The following is a 20,016-nucleotide window of genomic DNA, read 5'->3' as shown; positions in this document are numbered from 1 at the left end:
TACAGCCCGGCCCCGCTCGCACGGGAGCACACCTGACATTACGTCAGCCCCTCGCCGTCGGCGACGGCTCCCGGCACCAGGGTCCACCACCCGGGCTCGCCACCAGCGCCTGCTCTACCCCTCCTGCACGGCGACGCCCCGCCGCCCCGCCGGCAGCCACACCCGCATCAGCACCGCCCCGGCCACCAGCACCACGGCCGCCGTCCGGAACACCAGCGCGTACCCGTCCGTCAGCGCCCCGGCCGACGCGTTCTCCCCCGACCGCGCCGCCGCGATGGTCGACATCACCGCCAGCCCCAGCGACCCGCCCATCGTCCGCGAGGTGTTGACCAGCCCCGACACCAGCCCCGCCTCCTCCGGCGCCGCCCCCGACGTGGCCAGCGCCGCCAGCGGGGTCGCCGCCAGCCCGGCGCCCAGCATCATCAGAATCCCCGGGATCATGATCGCGGTCACATAGGCCCCGTCCACGCTCAGCGTCGACTGCCAGCCGAACCCGGCCGCCGCCACCGCGGTCCCCAGCACCGCCACGGTCCGCTCCCCCAGCGCCCGCATCAGCCGCGGCGCCAGCTTGGAGCCCAGTACCACCGCCAATGAGCTGGGCACCAGTGCCAGCCCGGCCTCCAGGGGCGAGTAGCCCAGCACGTTCTGCGCGTACAGCGTCATGAAGAACCACATGCAGAACATCGCCGACCCGCTCACGAACATCCCCACGTTCGCCGACGACACCGACCGCAACCGCAACAGCCGCAGCGGCATCAGCGGCGCCGCCGTCCGCGCCTCCACGGCGAGGAACAGCGCGAGCAGCACCAGCCCGCCCACCAGCGGCACCACCGCGGCCGCCGCCGCCCACCCCTGCGCCTCGGTCTGCGAGATGCCGTAGGCCAGCGCGGCCAGCCCGACGGTCACCAGCAGCGCGCCGGGCAGATCGAGCCGCCGCCGCTCCCCGGCCCGGCTCTCCGCCAGCCAGACCACGGACGCGGCCAGCACCACCACCCCCACCGGCACGTTGATCAGCAGCACCCAGCGCCAGGACAGCCCGTCCACGAGCAGGCCCCCCACCAGGCCACCGGCGGCGCCGCCGCCCGCCCCCACGGCGGTCCAGGTCGCGATGGCCCGTGCCCGCGCCGCGCCCTCGGGCACCGCGGCGGTCAGGATCGTCAGCGTCGACGGCGCCAGCACGGCCGCACCGAGCCCCTGCACCGCCCGCGCCACCAGCAGTTCCCAGCCCTGCTGGGCCAGTCCTCCCGCCAGCGAGGCCAGCGTGAACAGCCCCAGCCCGACCAGGAACATCCGCTTGCGTCCGTACAGGTCCCCGGCCCGGCCGCCGAGCAGCATGAAGCCGGCGAAGGCGATGGCGTACGCGTTCACCGCCCACTGCAGCCCGTGCGTGTCCAGCCCGAGGTCGGCCCGCATCGACGGCAGGGCGACGTTCACCACGGACACGTCGAGCACGACCAGGAACTGACCGGCACAGGCGAGCGCCACGATCAGCCAGGTGGGAGGGGCGGCACGCCGGGATATGCGGGCGGCGGCGGGGGTGTCCGAGGCTTCGAGCATGGACACCATGGTCTCAATCCGCCCGCACCGCCCGCACCGCGCACGCGTCCCGCGCCGCCCCGGCCCTCCCCGGAACCCCCACAGCGGTGATCTCGAACTGGATCGCGACAGTCGAGCACGGAAGCCCTGTGTGCAGCGGTTTCTCCCCTCGGCGTCATAGCCGAACGGGTGAGCTCGGGCATGCGGGCAGCGTGTCGGCACCGTGCCGGGCCAGGACGGTTGTGTCGGCCGCGCCGAACCGCGGCGTGGCACGGTCCGGAGGAGACGCACCTGAGCGACAGTGAACCGATGGGCGAGATCGCGCGCGACGGCTCGATGTTCGGAGGCAGCCTCGCCCGGAACATGGCCGGCCTTGTGGACGGCATCCTGGCCACCGGCGTCGGCGGGACGATCACCCAGGCCATGGCCGAGCAGGCTCAGCAGGTGAAGGACGAGCTGCCCGACGAGGACTGACCGCCCGCCAGGGCGGAGGCCGGTGACACGTCAAGACGTTCCGCGAGAAACCCGACGGCCGGGCGCATCAGGCGCCCGGCCTCTGCGTGTGGCGACCTTCGCTCCGCTGCTCCGCGCCCTCTCCTCGCCGCACCGCCCACCAAGGGTTCGCCGCACCGCCCACCAAAGAAAGGTCAAGATTTCGTTAGTGACTCAAAACATCGGAATAGTTGCCCGGGCAGACGGAGTTCATTACACACGTAAGCCTCATGATCGCCCACCACCACCGGCCCCGGAGACCACCGCCCCATGACCCACACGACGCCCGACCGTCCCACCCGCGGAGCGAGCGCCGCCGTCGTCCCCGTGCTCGCCTTCGCGGGCATCGTCGTCGCCGTGATGCAGACCCTGCTGGTGCCGGTCGTCAAGGACCTCCCGCGGCTCCTGGACACCACCCCCGGCAACGCCACCTGGGTGCTGACCTCCACCCTGCTCTCGGGCGCTGTGGCCACGCCGATCATGGGCCGTCTCGGCGACCTGTACGGCAAGCGCCGCATGCTGGTCGCCAGCCTCGCCGTGATGGTGGCCGGCGCGCTGGTCAGCGCATTCACCGCGGCCCTGCTCCCGATGATCGTCGGCCGCACCCTCCAGGGCTTCGCGATGGGCGCGATACCGCTCGGCATCGGCCTGATGCGCGACATGCTGCCGCGCGAGCGGCTCGGCTCGGCGATGGCGCTGATGAGCTCCTCCATCGGCGTCGGCGGCGGCCTCGCCCTGCCCGCCGCCGCGTTCGTCGCGCAGCACAGCGACTGGCACGCCCTGTTCTACGGCGCCGCCGGCCTCGGCGTCCTCGCCATCGCGCTGACCCTCCTCGTGGTGCCGGAGTCCCCGCTGCGCGCGAAGGGCTCCTTCGACCTGCCGGGTGCGCTCGGCCTGTCCGCCGGGCTGGTCCTCTTCCTGCTGCCGATCACCAAGGGCGGCGACTGGGGCTGGTCGTCACCGGCCACGCTCGGGCTGTTCGCCGCGGCGGCCGTGGTCCTCGTCCTGTGGGGCCTGATGGAGCTGCGCATCGCCGCCCCGCTGGTCGACCTGCGCACCACGGCCCGCCGCGAGGTCCTCCTCACCAACCTGGCCTCGATCATGGTCGGCGTCAGCTTCTACGTCGTCTCCCTGGTCCTGCCCCAGCTGCTCCAGCTGCCCTCCGCCACCGGCTACGGCCTCGGCCGGTCGATGGTGGTCGCCGGCCTGTGCGTGGCCCCGCTGGGCCTGACCATGATGTTCACGGCCCCCGTCTACGCCCGTCTGTCCGCCCGCTACGGCCCCCGGACCACCCTGATCACCGGCCTGCTCATCATCGCCCTCGGCTACGGCGGCGGCCTCGGCCTGATGAACGCCGCCTGGCAGACCGTGGTCACCTCGGTGCTGCTCGGCGCCGGCATCGGCCTGGCGTACTCCTCCCTGCCCGCCCTGATCGTCGGCGCGGTCCCGGCCTCGGAGACGGGCGCGGCCAACGGCCTCAACACGCTGATGCGCTCCATCGGCACCTCCGTCTCCAGCGCCGTCATCGGCATGGTGCTCGCCGGCACCTCGCACACCGTCGGCGGCGTCGAGATCCCGACCATGCACGGCTTCCGCGTCTCCTTCCTGATCGCGACCGCCGCGGTCGCCGTCGGTCTGCTGTGCGCCTTCTTCCTCCCGCGGCGCAGCCCGGCCACCGCCACCCGGCTGCGCGCGAGCAGCGAGGAGGAGGCGAGCCCGGCCCGCGCCGGGGAGACGCCGCGCGGCTTCCGCGGCCGGGTCCTGTCGGCCGACGGCACGCCCGTCGCCGGCGCCGAGGTCACCCTGATCGACCGCCACGGCCGGCAGGCGGGCGCGACCGTCTCCGCCGAGGACGGCGGCTACGCCCTCGCCGTCCCCGCCGAGGGCCCGTACGTGCTGGCCGCCCGCGCCCCGGGCCACGGCCCGCTCGCCCACCCGGCGACGCACCCGGGCGACGACCGCGCGGCGGGCCTGGACCTGTCCCTGCCGGACGAGACCGTCTCGGCGTAGCGCCCGCACCTACCGACCGGTACCCCCTGCCGCGCGGCTCGGCGGGGGGTACGGCACGATAGGGCGCCGTCACCCAGGCACCACCGAGAGGACCCCGCATGCCCGCGGCAGCCAAGCCCGACGCCGATGTCCTGGCCGCGTTCGAGAGCGCCAAGGGGTTCATGCCGACGGACGAGGGCCTGGCGCTGTACGCGGCGGCCGTGGAGGCGGCCGGGCTCGGGCTGCCCCTGCTGGAGGTCGGCACGTACTGCGGGCGCTCCACGGTCCTGCTCGCCGACGCGGCCCGCCGGTCGGGGGTCACCGCGCTCACCGTCGACCACCACCGCGGCAGCGAGGAGCAGCAGCCGGGCTGGGAGTACCACGACCCGGAGACGGTCGATCCCGAGGTCGGCCTGATGGACACGCTCCCCGCCTTTCGCCGCACCCTGCACCGGGCGGGCCTGGAGGACCACGTGGTCGCCCTGGTCGGCCGCTCACCGCAGGTCGCGCGCGTCTGGGGCACGCCCCTGGGCCTGGTCTTCGTCGACGGCGGCCACACCGACGAGCACGCGAGCGCCGACTACGAGGGCTGGGTCCCGCATCTGGCCGAGGGCGGCCTGCTCGCCATCCACGACGTCTTCCCGGACCCGGCCGACGAGTTCACCGGGCAGGCCCCGTACCGCGTGTACCTCAGGGCACTGGAGTCCGGCGCATTCACCGAGGTCTCGGTGACCGGCTCGCTGCGCGTCCTGCGGCGAACGGGCGCGGGCGGCTGAGCGCGCGGTTAGAGTCGCAGACGTGTCGTACACAGGCCCCGACTTCCAACCGCCCCGGCCCCGCCGCTCCCCGCTGCGCCGCCCGCTGACCGTGGCGCTGGCCGCGCTCGTGCCCGGGGCACTGCTCGGGTGGGGGGTGTACGCGGCCGTCGGCGGACCGGACGACGGTGACGGCGGCGGCGCGGACCGGGCGGCGACCGCGCGGACGTCGTCCCCGGCAACCTCCTCCAGCCGTCCGGCCTCGCCCCGCGACGACGCCAAGGAGCCGAGCGGGGGCTCGCCTTCGCCCACGGCCACGGCCACCGGGTCCTCCCCCTCCAAGCCCGCCCCCTCCAAGCCCGCCGCCTCCGGCCCGCTCAAGGGGAAGGTCGTCGTCATCGACCCCGGCCACAATCCGGGCAACTTCCAGCACCCGTCCGAGATCAACCGCCAGGTGAACATCGGAACGAACTGGAAGGAGTGCGACACGACGGGTACCGCCACCAACGCGGGCTGGCCCGAGGCGGAGTTCACCCTGGACGTGGCCCACCGGCTGCGCGACCTGCTGGCGGAGCAGGGCGCCACGGTGAAGCTGACGCAGGACGCCGACCGGCCGTACGGGCCCTGTGTGGACGAGCGGGCCCGGATCGGCAACGAGGCCGGCGCGGACGCGGCCGTGTCCATCCACGCCGACGGCGCGGGCGCCGGCAGCCGCGGCTTCCACGTCATCCTGCCGGGGCCGGTGCACGAGGGCGCCGCCGACACCCGCGCGATCGTCCAGCCCTCCCGCGACCTCGGCACGCGCATCGCGGGCCGGTTCGTCGCCGTCACGGGCAGCGCGCCGTCCAACTACGTGGGCGGCGGCACCGGACTCGTCACGCGCACCGACCTCGGCGGTCTCAATCTGTCAACGGTTCCCAAGGTGTTCGTCGAGTGCGGCAACATGCGCGATAGCAAGGACGCGGCGCTGCTGTCCAGCGGGGCCTGGCGGCAGAAGGCGGCGCAAGGAATCTCTGAGGGAATCGTGAGCTTCCTGCGCGGGTAGCGGTCCACCCGTCGATCCCGGCGGACAGCGTGATCGAACGGGCGATAGTGTCGTCCCTACGATGAGGGGCCACCCCCGCGCTTCGCACCGGGGCCTGACGGCGACATGGTGACAGCGACGCCTCTACCGACGACGAGACGACCTACGAAGGACCTGAAGTGAATATCCGCTCCCTCACTAGAGGCGACGGCGTGGTGATCGGAGCAGCGGTGTTGCTGTTCATCGCGTCGTTCCTCGACCTCTACTCGATCGATGGCGCTCCCGACGACGCCGACATCCCCAGCCTGTGGGGCAGCGGGCCGGTCGTACTCGGGGTCGTGCTGGCCGGCCTCATCGGTGCCGCGCTCGTCGTCGTGGCCCGGGGGCTGTCTCAGCCGCGCAGGGTCGCCGGTCTCGACCTCGGCCAGTTCGGCACCGCCTTCACGGTCTTCGCCGCCTGGTGCGCGCTCGGCAACATCTTCGACCCGGCCGGCGGCTTCGACAACGAGGGTGGCTTCACCGATGGCTTCGGCGCCGGCCTGGGCCTGATCCTCGCGCTCGTCGCCACGCTCGTGATGGCCGCCGCCGCCCTCGCCACGCCCCTCGTCCCCGCCCTCAAGGGCGCCCTGATCCCGGCGTCCCGGCCCGCCGCTCCGCAGCCCTACGGCGGTCAGCCGCAGGGCGGTTACGGCTACCCGGGCGCGCAGCAGCAGCCGTACGGCGGCCAGCCGGGGCAGCAGCCGGGCCAGCCGTTCGGCGGCCAGCCGCAGCAGCCCCAGCAGCCGCAGGCTCAGGCGCAGCAGCCGCAGCCGCAGCCGGCCGGGGACTTCTCGCCGTTCTGGTTCGCCGTACCGGTGCCGCGTCCGCTGTACGCGGAGGACGGCTCGCCGACGCCGATCGCGGAACTGGCGCCGGGCACCTGGTACCTGGCCGTCGAGCAGCGGGGTTCCGCTCTGGTCGCCCAGACCCAGGACGGCCGCCGCGGTGTGCTCCAGGACACCTCGGGCATCCAGCGCGGCTGACCCGGCGTCGCCGCACGCGGCCCCTCGCCCTCCCGGGCGGGGGGCCGCTGCCGTACGGTCGCCCACATCCCTCGACTGGCGAGCCGTCAGGGAGATGGGGACGGGCGGCCGTTGTGATCAACCGGCGCTGCAGGAGACGGACGGCCAGGTCCAGTTGCCGTTGTGCTGGATGGTCGCGCCCCAGTTGTTGCCGCTGCCGTCGGGCCTGGCGACGAGCGTCTGGCTGCTGGGGTAACTGGCGCTGACGTTCCAGGTGGCCAGCACCTTCGCCGGGGACGGCACGTTCATCGTCACCGTCCAGTCGGCGGCACCGCTGACCGAGACGTTGAGGTTGTACCGGTCGCTCCACTGCTGCCCGGCGGAGAGGGTCGCCGTGCAGCCGGTGCCGCCACCACCGCCACCGCCGGAACCGGTTCCGCCGACCGTAATGTTGGAGCTGCCGCTGCTCTGGTAGCCCTCGGTTGCCATGATCATGTAGTTCATGGTGCCGAGGTTCATGCCGGCCCGGGCCCAGGCGTCGAAGTGGTTGCCGGTGGTGATGGTGCCGCCGGTCCGCTTGGTCTGGCGGACGCTCCAGAACTGCTTGAAGGTCCTCGTGCCCTCGATGGAGGGGGCGTTGTACCGGGTCGTCTCGTAGATGTCGTAGGTGCCGCCGTCACTGGTGACGGTGCCCTTGAAGGTGCCGGTGGGGCGGTAGGTGCCCCAGTTGTCGACGATGTAGTACTCGACGAGCGGGTTGGTCGACCAGCCGTAGAGCGTCAGGTAGGCGTTGCCGGACGGGTTGAAGGTGCCGGAGTACGTCACGGCCCTGCGGCTGCCGGTGCTCCAGCCCTTGCCGACGACGAAGTTGCCGATGTTGCTCCACTGGGTGCGGTAGTTGCCGCCGGAGCCGAGGGTCATGGAGACCGAGCCGCCGCCGTCGGTCCAGAACGAGTAGTAGTAGCCGTTGTCGGTACCGGTCTGGTTCGTGGTGATGACGGTGTCGGCGCCGGCGGCACTGGGGGTGAACAGGGCGAGCACGGCGGCCAGGGCGATCGCCCAGACGCTGCGCTTCGCGCGGGTGGGTGTGGTCATGTGGGGGTTCCTCTCGTGAACACTGCGGGAGCACGAGCAACGGCGACAGTGTTGACCTGACCACATCACTCGTCAACAGTTTCGGTGTTTGTTTCGAAACATTCGTCTTCCCGCTCCCATGATGCGACTGCATAGCAGCAGCTCAGTGCTGCGTGGCACCGCTTCAGGCGATCTCTCACAGAGAGTCACATGCATGGCGGGCGCACACCGACGAGCAGGCGTCGAAACTTTCGGTCACCGTTTCCGTCGCCGGAGCTGAACCGCGCGGCCCTCGCCTCCGTGTTCCTCGACACGCGATCTGCCGGTACCGCGGAGACCCGGGAAAGGAAGGGTGGGTCCCTTGCCCACTGACCACGCTTGCCGCACGGCCGCGGAGCGGGCCGCGCACTGCCTCGCCCTCGTGCGCCCGGCGCTCGTGCCCGCCGACGACCCGGAGGAGGAGTCACCTGCCGAGGTCATGCCCATCGTGCTGCGCAACTACCTGGGCGCGGGCCCGCCGCCCGCCCCGCGGCCGTCCGGGGCCGCGCGGCCGGCGCCGGTGAGCGTCGGGACGGGCGCGGCCGTCCTGGAGCTGTGCCTGGACGGACTGTGCGCGGAGATGGCCGGCACGATGGGCGCCTGGCACGCGGATCTCGGCCGCCGGCTGCACGGGATGCTGGCCGACCCGCGTGCGTCCGGGCGGCGCGCCGACGCCTGGCGGCCCCTCGCACACCTGCAACTGCGTGCGCAGGAGGTCCTGACCACCGTGGCCGACCGCGACCGGCACGGTTCGGCGGGGCCGCGGCCGCTCATCGCCCGGTTCGCCCTGCTGGAGGACGCCGTCTCCGGCGTCCTGCGGCGGATGGCCGTACCGGCCGAGCCGGCCGCCGGGTGCGCGAGCGGCCTCACCGCGGCGGCGGGCTCCCTCTTCGGGCTGGCCCCGGCCCGGGGCCGGGTCCCGGGCCCCGAGTAGCGATCCAGGTTTCAAGCAGGGCTCCGGGGCCAGACGGAAGGCATGTCCCCCAGAACTCGCACAGGCTCCAACTCCGCCGGGACGGTCATAGCGGTGATCGCCGACATCATGGCCTTCATCCTCGGACTGTGGATCCTCATGTACCTGCTGGACGCGAACCGGGACAACGACCTGGTGCGGTTCGTCCACGACGCGGCCAACTGGCTGGCCGCCTGGTCGCGTGACCTGTTCACGTTCGACGAGGCCTGGGCCCGGGTCGTCGCCGGTTACGGACTGGCCGCGGTCGTCTACCTGTTCATCGGCCACGCCATCGCCGGCCGCCTGCGCCGGTACTGAGCGCCGGCCGGGCGGGCGGTCAGGCGCAGCAGTCCGGGTCCAGGCCGCGCGGCAGGTCGTCGCCGCCGAAGACCCGGCAGGTGGCCTCGTGGCCGCCGAGGGCGGCGACGGCGAGGAGCACGGAGCCGGCCGTCCAGGTGGTCAGCTCGAGCGGCCATATCGCGTCGTCCTCGAAGACGTACCCCGTCCAGTACAGGCCGCTGCCGGCGTCCCGCAGGTGCTGGATCGACCGGAGCACGTCCAGCGCCCGGTCGGACTCGCCGATCGCCCAGAGCGCGAGCGCGAGTTCGGCCGACTCGCCGCCGGTGACCCACGGGTTGGGCACCACGCAGCGCACGCCGAGGCCGGGTACGACGAAGCGGTCCCAGTTCTCCTCGATGCGCGCCTTGGCCTCCGCACCGGTCAGCGCGCCGCCCAGCACGGGGTAGTACCAGTCCATCGAGTAGCGGCCCTTGTCCAGGAACCGCTCGGGGTGGCACCGGATGGCGTGCCGCAGCGCGCCCGCCGCCAGTTCCCAGTCCGGCTGCGGCTCCTCGCGCTGCTCGGCGACGGCGAGTGCGCAGCGCAGCGCGTGGTGGACCGATGAGCTGCCGGTCAGCAGCGCGTCCGCGGTCGCCGTGCCGTCGTCGTCGAGCCGCCAGCCGATCTGCCCGCCCGGCTGCTGGAGCCGCAGCACGAACTCGACCGCCGCGTACACGGTCGGCCACATGCGGTCCAGGAAGGCGTCGTCGCCGGTGGAGAGGTAGTGGTGCCAGACACCGACGGCGACGTAGGCGACGAAGTTGGTCTCCCGGCCCCGGTCGGTGACGTCGGCGGCGTCGCCGTCGGCGTAGGCGGCGTACCAGGAGCCGTCGGGCTGCTGGTGCCGGGCCAGCCACGCGTAGGCCCGCTCGGCGGCCTCGTGTTCACCGGCCGTGTCCAGGGCCATGGCCGCCTCGACGTGGTCCCAGGGGTCGAGGTGGTGCCCGCGGAACCACGGGATCGCGCCGTCCTCCCGCTGCACGCCGAGGATGCCGCGCACGGTCGCGGCGGCCTGGCCGGCGGTGAGCACCCCGGGCAGGACCAGGTGTTCCGTCCGGGGAGTGGTCACGCGGCGTCCACCGGCGGGAGGTGCGGCTTGGTCGCGTACGCCACGAAGCTCTTGCCGATCAGCGGGTTCAGCGCCTGCTCGGCGACCCTCGTCGCCAGCGGTTTCTTCATGATGTCCCAGACCAGCAGCTTGTGGTACGCCCGCACCGGCAGCGCCTTGTCGTTGTCGACGCCGAACGCGCACTTCAGCCACCAGTACGGCGAGTGCAGCGCGTGCGCGTGGTGGGTGCCGTACGGCTTCAGGCCCGCCTCGCGCATCCGGGCGAGGAGTTCGTCCGCCCGGTAGATGCGGATGTGGCCGCCCTCGACCTCGTGGTAGGCGTCGGACAGCGTCCAGCAGACCTTCTCGGGACCGTAGCGGGGCACGGTGACGGCGATCCGCCCGCCGGGCCTGAGCACCCGGACCATCTCGGCGAGGACGCCCTTGTCGTCGGGGATGTGCTCCATCACCTCGGAGATGATGACGACGTCGAAGGACTCGTCGGGGAAGGGCAGGGCGAGGGCGTCGCCCTCCATGGCGGTGGCGGTGGCACCGGCCGGGGCCTCGCCCGCCTCCTTCATCGCCGCGAACCACTTGGCGACCTCGCGGATCTCCTCGGCGTTGCGGTCCAGGGCCACGACCCGGGCGCCGCGCCGGTAGCACTCGAAGGCGTGCCGTCCGGCGCCGCAGCCGAGGTCCAGGACACGGTCGCCCGGGGCGAGCGGGAACCGGGAGAAGTCGACGGTCAGCACGTGGCCCTGCTTTCGCGGTCGGATACAACGTCAACGGCCTCTGCAACGGCTTCTGCGGCCGGGGGGTGGCCGGAGTCCCGGGCCGGGGAGCGCCCGGCCCCCGTCGCGGAGCGGTCGCCCGCCGTGCCGGACGGGCCCTGCGCGCCGCCGGACCGTTCGATGGCCTCGCGGTACCGGGCGACGGTGCCCTCGGCGGCCCGCGCCCAGGTGAACCGCTCCAGCACCCTCTGCCGCCCCGCGTGGCCGAGCCGCGCCCGCAGTCCGGGGTCGCCGAGCAGCCGTCCCAGCCCGGCGGCCAGCGCCCCCGCGTCGCCGGGCGGCACCGCCAGGCAGGTCTCCCCGTCGGGGTCGGCCACCTCCGGGATCGCCCCGCCGGTCGTGGCGAGCAGCGGCGTGCCGGTCGCCATGGCCTCCGCGGCCGGCAGCGAGAACCCCTCGTACAGCGACGGCACGCACGCGATCTCGGCCGAACGCACCAGGTCGACCAGTTCGGCGTCGGAGATGCCCTTGACGAACCGGACGGCGCCGTCGAGGCCGTACCGTTCGATCGCCTGGGCGACCGGCCCCCCGGCGGGCCGCTTGCCGACGACGACGAGGTGGGCGCCGGGCTGTTCGGTGCGCACCTTGGCCAGCGCCTCGACGAGGAAGACCAGGCCCTTGAGGGGCACGTCGGCGCTGGAGGTCGTCACGATCCGGCCGGGCACCTGCGGCACCGACGGGTCGGGCGAGAACAGGTCGGTGTCGGCGCCGATGTGGACGACGTGCACGCGGTCCCGCCGTACGCCGAGGTGGTCGACGATCTCCTGCCGGGAGCTGCCGGAGACGGTCAGCACGGACGGCAGGCGGCGGGCGACGCGCTTCTGCATGCGGGTGAAGGCGTACCAGCGGCGCACGGAGCAGCGGCGCTGCCAGGTCTCGGCGGCGTCCAGCTCCAACTGCCGGTCGACGGTGATGGGGTGGTGGACGGTGGTCACCAGCGGGGCGCCGAGGTCGCCCAGCAGCCCGTACCCCAGCGTCTGGTTGTCGTGGACGACGTCGAAGTCGCCGCGCCGGGCGCGCAGATGGCGGCGGGCGCGCAGGGAGAACGTCAGGGGCTCGGGGAAGCCGCCGGTCCACATGGTGGCGACCTCCAGGGCGTCGATCCAGTCGCGGTACTCGTCCCGCTTGGGGGTGCGGAACGGGTCGGGCTGGCGGTAGAGGTCGAGGCTGGGCAGCTCGGTGAGGTGCGGGTTGTGGTGGCCGTCCCGGTCCCCGTCGCGGACGTCGCGGACATCACGGACATCGAGAACGTCGAGGACGGGATAGGGCTGGGCGCCGATCACCTCGACGCGGTGGCCGAGGCGGGCGAGTTCGCGCGAGAGGTGCCGGACGTAGACGCCCTGGCCGCCGCAGAACGGGTTCCCCTTGTAGGTGAGGAGTGCGATGCGGAGCGGTCGCAAGCCGTCTGCCGCGAGGTCCGGACGGGGACCCGCCTGACTGGCCTCAGCGGTCACTCTGGGCCCCCTTCTGCCTGCTCGTCCCGCGAGACTACGCCGGGACGCTAATCTAGAACAAGTTCCAGACTTGATCGTTCAGAGGCTCCGAATCTACCGGCAGGTAGCTGTGCTGTGACCAGTGGATCAGGTGATTCGCACCACGGAAGCCAAGGTGAGCAAGGGTGGCCAACGTGTCCGACGTGTCCAACGTGTCCAAGGTGACCAAGGCAGACAAGGACGCCCGCCCCGCGGCTCCGGCCCTGACCGAGCGGCAGGAGGCGCGGCGTCGCCGCATCCTGCACGCGAGTGCCCGGCTGGCCGGCCGGGGCGGCTTCGACGCGGTGCAGATGCGCGAGGTCGCGGAGTCCTCGCAGGTGGCGCTGGGCACCCTGTACCGCTACTTCCCCTCCAAGATCCATCTGCTGGTCGCGACGATGCAGGACCAGTTGGAGCGCCTGCACGGCACCCTGCGGAAGAAGCCGCCGGCGGGTGACACGGCGGCGGAGCGGGTGGCACAGACCCTGATGCGCGCCTTCCGCGCGCTGCAACGCGAGCCACAGCTGGCCGACGCGATGGTCAGGGCGCTGACCTTCGCCGACCGCAGCGTCTCGCCCGAGGTCGACCAGGTCTCCCGGCAGACCACGGCGATCATCCTGGACGCGATGGGCAGCGCGGACCCCACTCCCGAGCAGCTCTCGGCGGTCCGCGTCATCGAGCACACCTGGCACTCGGCCCTGATCACCTGGCTGTCGGGCCGTGCCTCGATCGCCCAGGTGAAGACCGACATCGAGACGGTGTGCCGCCTGATCGACCTGCCGGAACCCGACGGACGCCGCTGAGGCGCACCGTCCGGGCACGGTGTCCGGGTGCACGGTGTCCGGGTGCGGTGTCCGGGCACGGTGTCCGGGTGTGGTGTCCGGGCACGGTGGACGCGGTGGGCCGGCCCATGCGCAGGGCGGGGACGCCACGGGCCCATCCGCCCCGCCGCCCGGCGGTGTCGGGGCGGGCGGGGCCGGTGCCGGGCAGCGACCCGGTGGCGTGCGCGGTGGTGTGAGCGGCGGTGTGAGCGGTGCCCCACGGTCGCCGCGGCGGCCGACGGGTAAAGTGGCCGGGTCGTGATCACACCCGTACGGGGGGAAGCCGGTGCAATTCCGGCGCCGCTCCTCCCCCAGTGCCTCGAGGGCCTGGGAGGTGCCCCCTGGTGAGCCGTCCACCCCAGGCAGTCGCCGTGGACGGTGAGCCGGACCGCCCCGGGACGGGACCGTGACCGGCTGACGTGCCCGGCGCCCGCCGGTGCACGGGCACCGTCGAGGTAACGGAGCCGAGCCGCCGGGGGTGCCCCCCCTGCTGCCCGGCTCCTCGCAGGGAAAGGCATCCGCCGATCATGAACGTCCGCCGCCGCAGCGCCGCGGCTCTGGCCGCCATAGCCGTGATCGGCGGCGCAGCCGCGCCCGCGGTCGCCGCCGATCCGTCGCCCTCGGCGTCGGCGCCCGCCGGCCTGTACGGCACGGCCGACCCCACGTACGACGGCGTCTGGCGCCAGTCCCTCGCCCTGCTGGCGCAGGACACGGCGGGCGTGGTCCCTGCGCCGCGGGCCGTGGACTGGCTCACCGGGCAGCAGTGCGGCAACGGCGCCTTCGCGCCCTTCCGCGCCGACCCGGCCAAGCCCTGCGACGCCAAGACGCCCGTCGACACCAACAACACCGCCGCGGCCGTCCAGGCCGTCGCCGCCCTCGGCGGACGCGGGGACGTGGTCGAGGACGCCCTCGGCTGGCTGAAGTCCGTGCAGAACAAGGACGGCGGCTGGGGCTACACCCCCGGCGGCCCCAGCGACGCCAACTCCACCTCGGTCGTCATCGGCGCCCTGACCGCCACCGGGACCGATCCCGGCAAGGTCCGCAAGGGCGGCAAGTCGCCGTACGACGCCCTGCTGACGTTCGCGCTGCCGTGCAAGGGCGAGGGGGCCGGCGCGTTCGCGTTCCAGCCGGACGAGGACGGCAAGCTCGTCGCCAACGCGGACGCGACGGCGGCCGGTGTCCTCGGTGCGCTGGGCACGGGCCTGGTGGCCGAGCCCGCCGAGAAGGCGACGGACGCCACGTGTTCCGAGCCCGGCAGCCCCGCCCAGGCCGCCGCGAACGGCGCCGCCCACCTCGCCGACGCCGTCGCCGAGGACGGCCACCTGGTGTCGGCCCTCGCCGGTGCCGAGGACCAGCCGGACTACGGCAACACCGCCGACGCCGTCGTCGCGCTCGCCGCGCAGGGCGGGGCCGGGAAGGCGGCGAAGCCGCTGGCCTGGCTGAAGAAGAACGCCGCGACCTGGGCCGAGCAGAGCGGCCCCGCGGCCTACGCCCAGTTGGTCTTCGCAGCCCACGCCACGGGCACCGACCCGCGGGACTTCGGCGGCACGGACCTGGTGGCCCGGCTGAACGCCACGGGCCCGGCTCCGCAGGGGGCGGAGGCGAGCGACACGGCCACGGCGAAGGACCAGAACAACGGGAACAACGAGAACAACGGGGACGAGAAGAAGGACGAAAACGGCTTCGGTGTCTGGTGGTTCGTCGGCGTCTGCCTCGTCGCCGGCATCGGCATCGGTTTCCTGATCAGCGGCCGCAAGCGGAAGCAGCAGCCGTGATCCGCCGGGCTGCGCTCATCGCCCTGGCCGCGCTCCTGCTGATCGGCGGCTTCCTCGGGAGCGCGGGCCCGGCGCAGGCCGCCGGCTACCGCTACTGGTCCTTCTGGGAGCGCGACGGCGACCGCTGGGTCTACGCCACCCAGGGCCCGTCCACCGCCCGCCCCTCCGACGGCGACGTCCAGGGGTTCCGCTTCGCGGTGAGCGAGAACTCCGGTGACGGGGAGCAGCCCCGCGGTACGGCGGACTTCGCGACGATCTGCGCGAAGACGCCGGCGAAGGAGGGCACCAAGCGGGTGGCGCTCGTCCTCGACTTCGGCACGGCGGCCGACGCCCCGTCCGGCGAGACCCCGCCGGACGGCCGCACGGCGTGCGCCGCGGTCACCCCCGACGCGACGACGGCGGAGGCCCTGGCCGCCGTCGCCGGTCCGCTGCGCTACAACGCCGACGCCCTGCTGTGCGCGATCGCCGGGTATCCGGAGACGGGGTGCGGGGAGCAGGTGGCGGACGGCAGGCGGACGGACGCCGCGAAGAAGCCGGAGCGGGAGGCCGCGGAGGACGACGGCGGCCCGTCGGTGGGGCTGCTGGCCGGCGTTGCCGTGGTGGCGGCCGTGGGCGCGGCAGCGGTGTGGCAGGCCCGGCGGCGCGGGAATGGGTAACGGGGCCCACCCGCCCAGGCATCCCGCGAGCAGCACACATCCGCGGCCCACGGGCAGCCCGGCCACCGACACCCCACACCCCGCAGACACCCCGGCCACCGACACCCCACACCCCGCAGACACCCCGGCCACCGACACCCCACACCCCGCAGACAGCCCGGCCACCGACACCCCACACCCCGCAGACAGCCCGGCCACCGACACCCCACACCCCGCAGACAGCCCTGCCCCCGGCACGCCACGCGCCCCGGGCACCCCCGCCGCCGACACCCCGCGCGTCGCGGGCAGCGCGACCCCCATCCCCGGCACCCCGCGCCCCGCGCCCGGCCGCACCGCCGGAGCCACGCGCACCGCGCCCGACGGCACCGCCGGAGCCACGCGCACCGCGCCGGACGGCACCGCCACAGCCCCCCAGCCCACGGCCGACCGCGCCGCCGCAACGCCGCGCCCCGCAGGCAGCCCTGTCGCCGAAGCGGCACCCGGCCCGCGGAAGGGCGGCATCCCGCGCCCGCCGGTCAGCGGGCCCGTTCCCCGCCACCCTCACCGCTCGGCCGTTCACCCCGGCGCCTGGTGGCTCTGGGCCCTCGGTCTCGGCGTCGCCGCCACCCGCACCACCAACCCCCTCCTGCTCGCCCTCCTCGTCACCGTCTCCGCCTACGTCGTCACCACGCGCCGCTCCGACGCCCCCTGGTCCCGCTCCTACCAGGCCTTCGTCAAGCTGGCCCTGGCCGTCCTCGCCATCCACCTCGCCTTCTCGGTCGTCTTCGGCTCCGCCGTCCCCGGCACGCACGTGCTCGTCACCCTCCCGGAGGTCCCGCTCCCCGACTGGGCGCAGGGCATCCGCCTGGGCGGCCGGGTCACCGCCGAGGGGCTCGCCTTCTCGCTCTACAACGGGATGAAGGTGGCCACCCTCCTGATCTGCGTCGGCGCCGCCAACGCCCTCGCCAACCCCTCCCGGCTCCTCAAGTCCCTCCCCGGCGCCCTCTACGAGACCGGCGTGGCCGTCGTCGTCGCCCTCACCTTCGCTCCCAGCCTCATCGCCGACGTCCAGCGTCTGCGCGCCGCCCGCCGCCTGCGCGGCCGGCCCGACAAGGGCGTCCGGGGCGTACTCCAGGTCGGGCTGCCCGTCCTCGAAGGCGCCCTGGAACGCTCGGTCGCCCTCGCCGCCGCGATGGACGCGCGCGGGTACGGCCGTAGCGCCCGGGTCCCCGCCGCCGTACGCCGTACGACGGCCGCACTGACCCTGACCGGGCTGCTCGGCGTCTGCGCGGGAACGTACGGCATGCTCACCGCCGACGGCGGCACGTACGGCGTCCCGGTCCTCCTCGCCGGTCTGGCCGCCGCCCTCGCGGGGCTGTGGCTGGGTGGCCGCCGATCCCTCCGCACCCGCTACCGTCCCGACCGCTGGGACACCCGCGCCTGGCTGGTCGCCGGTTCCGGTGCCGCGGTCGCCGCCCTCCTCGCCGTCGCCGCCGCCCGCGACCCGGCGGCGCTGAACCCCGGCGTCAGCCCGCTCGTCGCCCCGGGCCTCCCCCTGTGGCCGGCGGCCGCCGTCCTGCTCGGCCTGCTCCCCGCCTTCGTCACCCCAGCCCCCGGCCGAACCGTGAAGGAGCAGCCGTCGTGATCCGCTTCGAGAACGTCTCCGTGACGTACGACGGGGCCGACGGACCCACCGTCCAGGGCGTCGACCTCACCGTCCCCGAGGGCGAACTCGTGCTGCTGGTCGGCCCGTCGGGCATCGGCAAGTCCACGCTGCTCGGCGCGGTCAGCGGCCTGGTGCCGCACTTCACCGGCGGCACCCTGCGCGGCCGGGTGACGGTGGCCGGCCGGGACACCCGCACGCACAAGCCGCGCGACCTCGCGGACATCGTCGGCACGGTGGGCCAGGACCCGCTGGCGCACTTCGTGACGGACACGGTGGAGGAGGAACTCGCCTACGGCATGGAGTCCCTCGGTCTTCCCCCGGCGGTGATGCGCCGCCGCGTCGAGGAGACGCTCGATCTGCTCGGCCTGGCGGACCTGCGCGACCGCCCGATCAGCACCCTCTCCGGAGGCCAGCGGCAGCGCGTCGCGATCGGCTCGGTCCTCACCCCGCACCCCGAGGTGCTGGTGCTGGACGAACCGACGTCCGCGCTGGACCCGGCCGCCGCCGAGGAGGTGCTGGCGGTCCTCCAGCGGCTGGTCCACGACCTGGGCACGACGGTCCTCATGGCGGAGCACCGCCTGGAACGCGTCATCCAGTACGCCGACCAGGTCGTCCTGCTGCCGTCCCCCGGCGCGGCACCGGTCATCGGCACCCCGGCGGAGGTGATGGCCGTCTCCCCGGTGTACCCGCCGGTGGTGGACCTGGGCCGCCTGGCGGGCTGGTCCCCGCTGCCGCTGACGATCCGCGACGCGCGTCGCCGTGCGGCGCCGCTGCGGGAACGGCTGTCCGGCCGGGAGCCACGACGGGACGCGGAAGCCCCGACGGCCGCGGAGCCTCCCGGGGGCGCCGCCCCGGAGGCCACGGGGGCGTCCGGGGCCGTGGCCGGCCCCGTCCGTCGGCGGTCCCTGTTCCGCCGCAGGCCCCGGCACGGCACTCCGGCCGCCGTCTCCGGTCCCGCCGCCGAGGCCCGTGCCCTCTCCGTGCGCCGGGGCCGGGCCGAGGTGCTGCACGGTGTCGACCTCACCGTCTCCCCCGGCGAGACGGTCGCCCTCATGGGCCGCAACGGCGCCGGCAAGTCCACCCTGCTGTCCGCGCTCGTCGGCCTGGTGGCGCCGTCCGGCGGTGCCGTCCGCGCGTCCGGCGCGGTACCGCACCGCACGTCCCCGCGCGACCTCGTCCGCCGGGCCGGCCTGGTCCCGCAGGAGCCGCGGGACCTGCTGTACGCCGACACGGTCGCCGCCGAGTGCGCGGCGGCGGACGCGGACGCGGGCGCCGCCCCCGGCACCTGCCGGGCCCTGCTGTCCGAGCTGCTGCCCGGCATCACCGGCGACACCCATCCGCGCGACCTCTCGGAGGGCCAGCGCCTGACCCTGGCGCTGGCCGTCGTCCTGACGGCCCGCCCGCCGCTGCTGTTGCTGGACGAGCCGACCCGCGGCCTGGACTACGCGGCGAAGGCCCGCCTGACGGGGATCCTGCGCTCACTGGCGGCGGAGGGCCACGCGATCGTCCTGGCCACGCACGACGTGGAACTGGCCGTCGAGCTGGCCCACCGGGTCGTCCTGCTCGCCCAGGGCGAGGTGATAGCCGACGGACCGACGGCGGAGGTGGCGGTGACGTCCCCGTCCTTCGCCCCGCAGGTCGCGAAGATCCTGGCCCCGCAGAAGTGGCTGACGGTGGCCGAGGTCCGGAAGGCCCTGGCATGACCGGCCCCGCCCCCCAGCGCCAGGCGCGGGCCATCCGTCTGGGCCCCCGGTCCACGGCCGCCCTGGCCCTGGTCAGCGCGGTCGGCGTGGCCGCCTTCGGCTGGCCGTTCCTGGCCCCGCCGACCTCGCAGGTCAGCGCGCACGCCCAGGACGCGCCGTGGCTGTTCGCGGGCCTCCTCGTCCTGCTGGTGGCCGTGGTGGCGGCAACCATCTCGGAGTCGGGGCTGGGCCCGAAGGCGGTCGCCATGCTGGGCGTCCTGGCGGCGACCGGCGCGGCGCTGCGCCCGCTGGGCGCGCAGACGGCCGGCCTGGAGCCGATGTTCTTCCTCATGGTCCTCAGCGGCCGGGTGCTCGGCCCCGGCTTCGGCTTCGTCCTGGGCTCGGTCACGATGTTCGCGTCCGCGCTGCTCACGGGCGGGGTGGGCCCGTGGATGCCGTTCCAGATGCTGGCCATGGGCTGGTTCACGATGGGCGCGGGCCTGCTCCCGTTCCCGGACCGCCTGCGCGGCCGTACCGAGCTGGTGCTGCTGGCGGTCTACGGGTTCCTGGCGTCCTTCGCCTACGGCACGGTGATGAACATGGCGGGCTGGCCCTTCATGGGCGCCCTGGCCTCGAACATCGGCTTCGACCCGGACGCGTCGGTCCCGGCCAACCTGGCCCGCTTCGTCGCCTACTGCCTGGCGACGTCGCTCGGCTGGGACCTGGGCCGCGCCGCCGTCACCGTCGTCCTCACCCTCACCCTGGGCGCCCCGCTGCTGCGCGCCCTGCGCCGGGCCACGCGCCGGGCGGCGTTCGAGGCGCCGGTCACATTCGAGGACCCGGCCGAGGTGAGGCGCCCCACGTGACCCGGTTCACCTACGATCCGGGGCCGTAGCCAGCCGGCCCCCGCCACCGGCCCCCACCA

Annotated in this window: 18 protein-coding genes; 13 read left to right on the top strand and 5 right to left on the bottom strand. The window is 74.2% G+C overall.

Annotated elements, in window-relative coordinates; all coding sequences use genetic code 11:
* Nucleotides 1-114: 114 nt before the first annotated feature.
* Nucleotides 115-1,557 carry an MFS transporter gene (locus ACLGIH_RS24280; protein ID WP_416527391.1) on the bottom strand — a complete coding sequence of 481 codons (1,443 nt, stop codon included), beginning with the start codon at nt 1,555-1,557 and terminating at the stop codon, nt 115-117.
* A 288-nt stretch (nt 1,558-1,845) separates the two neighbouring features.
* Here ACLGIH_RS24280 and ACLGIH_RS24275 point away from each other — a divergent pair, with 288 nt between their 5' ends.
* The 5 genes from ACLGIH_RS24275 (at nt 1,846) to ACLGIH_RS24255 (ending at nt 6,818) form a co-directional block, all read left to right on the top strand.
* Nucleotides 1,846-2,010, top strand: coding sequence for a hypothetical protein (locus ACLGIH_RS24275; protein ID WP_416527390.1), 165 nt, complete (start codon nt 1,846-1,848; stop codon nt 2,008-2,010).
* A 288-nt stretch (nt 2,011-2,298) separates the two neighbouring features.
* Nucleotides 2,299-4,038, top strand: coding sequence for an MFS transporter (locus tag ACLGIH_RS24270; RefSeq protein ID WP_416527389.1), 1,740 nt, complete (start codon nt 2,299-2,301; stop codon nt 4,036-4,038).
* 98 nt (nt 4,039-4,136) lie between these two features.
* Nucleotides 4,137-4,793: a class I SAM-dependent methyltransferase gene (locus ACLGIH_RS24265; RefSeq protein WP_416527388.1), complete on the top strand. Its 657-nt coding sequence runs from the start codon at nt 4,137-4,139 to the stop codon at nt 4,791-4,793.
* A 22-nt stretch (nt 4,794-4,815) separates the two neighbouring features.
* Nucleotides 4,816-5,817 carry an N-acetylmuramoyl-L-alanine amidase gene (locus ACLGIH_RS24260; protein WP_416527387.1) on the top strand — a complete coding sequence of 334 codons (1,002 nt, stop codon included), beginning with the start codon at nt 4,816-4,818 and terminating at the stop codon, nt 5,815-5,817.
* Between the two features lie 158 nt (nt 5,818-5,975).
* A complete protein-coding gene (locus ACLGIH_RS24255) occupies nt 5,976-6,818 on the top strand; it encodes a hypothetical protein (RefSeq protein WP_416527386.1) in 843 nt (280 codons plus the stop codon).
* A 117-nt stretch (nt 6,819-6,935) separates the two neighbouring features.
* On the opposite strand, the gene ACLGIH_RS24250 is transcribed toward ACLGIH_RS24255, so the two are convergent.
* The gene (locus tag ACLGIH_RS24250; protein WP_416527385.1) at nt 6,936-7,892 is read right to left on the bottom strand and encodes a glycoside hydrolase family 11 protein; all 957 of its coding nucleotides are present in this window, start codon (nt 7,890-7,892) and stop codon (nt 6,936-6,938) included.
* A gap of 340 nt (nt 7,893-8,232) precedes the next feature.
* Here ACLGIH_RS24250 and ACLGIH_RS24245 point away from each other — a divergent pair, with 340 nt between their 5' ends.
* Complete coding sequence (locus ACLGIH_RS24245) at nt 8,233-8,844, top strand: hypothetical protein (RefSeq protein ID WP_416527384.1); 612 nt, start codon at nt 8,233-8,235, stop codon at nt 8,842-8,844.
* A 42-nt stretch (nt 8,845-8,886) separates the two neighbouring features.
* On the top strand, nt 8,887-9,180 hold the full coding sequence (locus ACLGIH_RS24240) for a hypothetical protein (protein ID WP_416527383.1): 294 nt from the start codon (nt 8,887-8,889) through the stop codon (nt 9,178-9,180).
* Between the two features lie 19 nt (nt 9,181-9,199).
* On the opposite strand, the gene ACLGIH_RS24235 is transcribed toward ACLGIH_RS24240, so the two are convergent.
* From ACLGIH_RS24235 to ACLGIH_RS24225, 3 genes are read right to left on the bottom strand one after another with little or no spacing between them, the layout of a single operon-like run.
* Nucleotides 9,200-10,270: a prenyltransferase/squalene oxidase repeat-containing protein gene (locus ACLGIH_RS24235; RefSeq protein WP_416527382.1), complete on the bottom strand. Its 1,071-nt coding sequence runs from the start codon at nt 10,268-10,270 to the stop codon at nt 9,200-9,202.
* Nucleotides 10,267-11,001: a class I SAM-dependent methyltransferase gene (locus tag ACLGIH_RS24230; protein WP_416527381.1), complete on the bottom strand. Its 735-nt coding sequence runs from the start codon at nt 10,999-11,001 to the stop codon at nt 10,267-10,269. Before ACLGIH_RS24230 ends, ACLGIH_RS24235 begins: the two co-directional genes overlap by 4 nt.
* The gene (locus ACLGIH_RS24225; RefSeq protein ID WP_416527380.1) at nt 10,995-12,494 is read right to left on the bottom strand and encodes a glycosyltransferase family 4 protein; all 1,500 of its coding nucleotides are present in this window, start codon (nt 12,492-12,494) and stop codon (nt 10,995-10,997) included. Before ACLGIH_RS24225 ends, ACLGIH_RS24230 begins: the two co-directional genes overlap by 7 nt.
* A 173-nt stretch (nt 12,495-12,667) precedes the next feature.
* Here ACLGIH_RS24225 and ACLGIH_RS24220 point away from each other — a divergent pair, with 173 nt between their 5' ends.
* The 6 genes from ACLGIH_RS24220 to ACLGIH_RS24195 all read left to right on the top strand — a co-directional run bounded on the left by ACLGIH_RS24220 (nt 12,668) and on the right by ACLGIH_RS24195 (nt 19,957).
* Nucleotides 12,668-13,315: a TetR family transcriptional regulator gene (locus tag ACLGIH_RS24220; protein ID WP_416529462.1), complete on the top strand. Its 648-nt coding sequence runs from the start codon at nt 12,668-12,670 to the stop codon at nt 13,313-13,315.
* Between the two features lie 545 nt (nt 13,316-13,860).
* A complete protein-coding gene (locus ACLGIH_RS24215; RefSeq protein ID WP_416527379.1) occupies nt 13,861-15,108 on the top strand; it encodes a prenyltransferase/squalene oxidase repeat-containing protein in 1,248 nt (415 codons plus the stop codon).
* A complete protein-coding gene (locus ACLGIH_RS24210; RefSeq protein ID WP_416527378.1) occupies nt 15,105-15,764 on the top strand; it encodes an SCO2322 family protein in 660 nt (219 codons plus the stop codon). Before ACLGIH_RS24215 ends, ACLGIH_RS24210 begins: the two co-directional genes overlap by 4 nt.
* A gap of 499 nt (nt 15,765-16,263) precedes the next feature.
* Entirely contained in the window at nt 16,264-17,388 is a 1,125-nt protein-coding gene (locus tag ACLGIH_RS24205) for an energy-coupling factor transporter transmembrane component T (protein WP_416529461.1), read from the top strand.
* Nucleotides 17,385-19,112, top strand: coding sequence for an ABC transporter ATP-binding protein (locus tag ACLGIH_RS24200; protein ID WP_416527377.1), 1,728 nt, complete (start codon nt 17,385-17,387; stop codon nt 19,110-19,112). The genes ACLGIH_RS24205 and ACLGIH_RS24200 overlap by 4 nt, the downstream gene beginning before the upstream one ends.
* Nucleotides 19,109-19,957 carry an ECF transporter S component gene (locus ACLGIH_RS24195; protein WP_416527376.1) on the top strand — a complete coding sequence of 283 codons (849 nt, stop codon included), beginning with the start codon at nt 19,109-19,111 and terminating at the stop codon, nt 19,955-19,957. The genes ACLGIH_RS24200 and ACLGIH_RS24195 overlap by 4 nt, the downstream gene beginning before the upstream one ends.
* The last annotated feature ends 59 nt before the right edge of the window (nt 19,958-20,016 follow it).

Origin of the sequence: Streptomyces hamibioticus, from assembly GCF_047946815.1 — a bacterium.
Taxonomy (GTDB): Bacteria; Actinomycetota; Actinomycetes; order Streptomycetales; family Streptomycetaceae; genus Streptomyces.
Note: the sequence above shows the minus strand (reverse complement) of the source record. Positions and strands in the feature narration are given on the sequence as shown.

Bases quoted from the DNA above. Each gene is read 5' to 3' on its own strand.
- ACLGIH_RS24280 (WP_416527391.1), bottom strand. From the start codon at position 1,557: ATGCTCGAAGCCTCGGACACCCCCGCCGCCGCCCGCATATCCCGGCGT.
- ACLGIH_RS24275 (WP_416527390.1), top strand. From the start codon at position 1,846: ATGGGCGAGATCGCGCGCGACGGCTCGATGTTCGGAGGCAGCCTCGCC.
- ACLGIH_RS24270 (WP_416527389.1), top strand. From the start codon at position 2,299: ATGACCCACACGACGCCCGACCGTCCCACCCGCGGAGCGAGCGCCGCC.
- ACLGIH_RS24265 (WP_416527388.1), top strand. From the start codon at position 4,137: ATGCCCGCGGCAGCCAAGCCCGACGCCGATGTCCTGGCCGCGTTCGAG.
- ACLGIH_RS24250 (WP_416527385.1), bottom strand. From the start codon at position 7,892: ATGACCACACCCACCCGCGCGAAGCGCAGCGTCTGGGCGATCGCCCTG.
- ACLGIH_RS24240 (WP_416527383.1), top strand. From the start codon at position 8,887: ATGTCCCCCAGAACTCGCACAGGCTCCAACTCCGCCGGGACGGTCATA.
- ACLGIH_RS24215 (WP_416527379.1), top strand. From the start codon at position 13,861: ATGAACGTCCGCCGCCGCAGCGCCGCGGCTCTGGCCGCCATAGCCGTG.
- ACLGIH_RS24195 (WP_416527376.1), top strand. From the start codon at position 19,109: ATGACCGGCCCCGCCCCCCAGCGCCAGGCGCGGGCCATCCGTCTGGGC.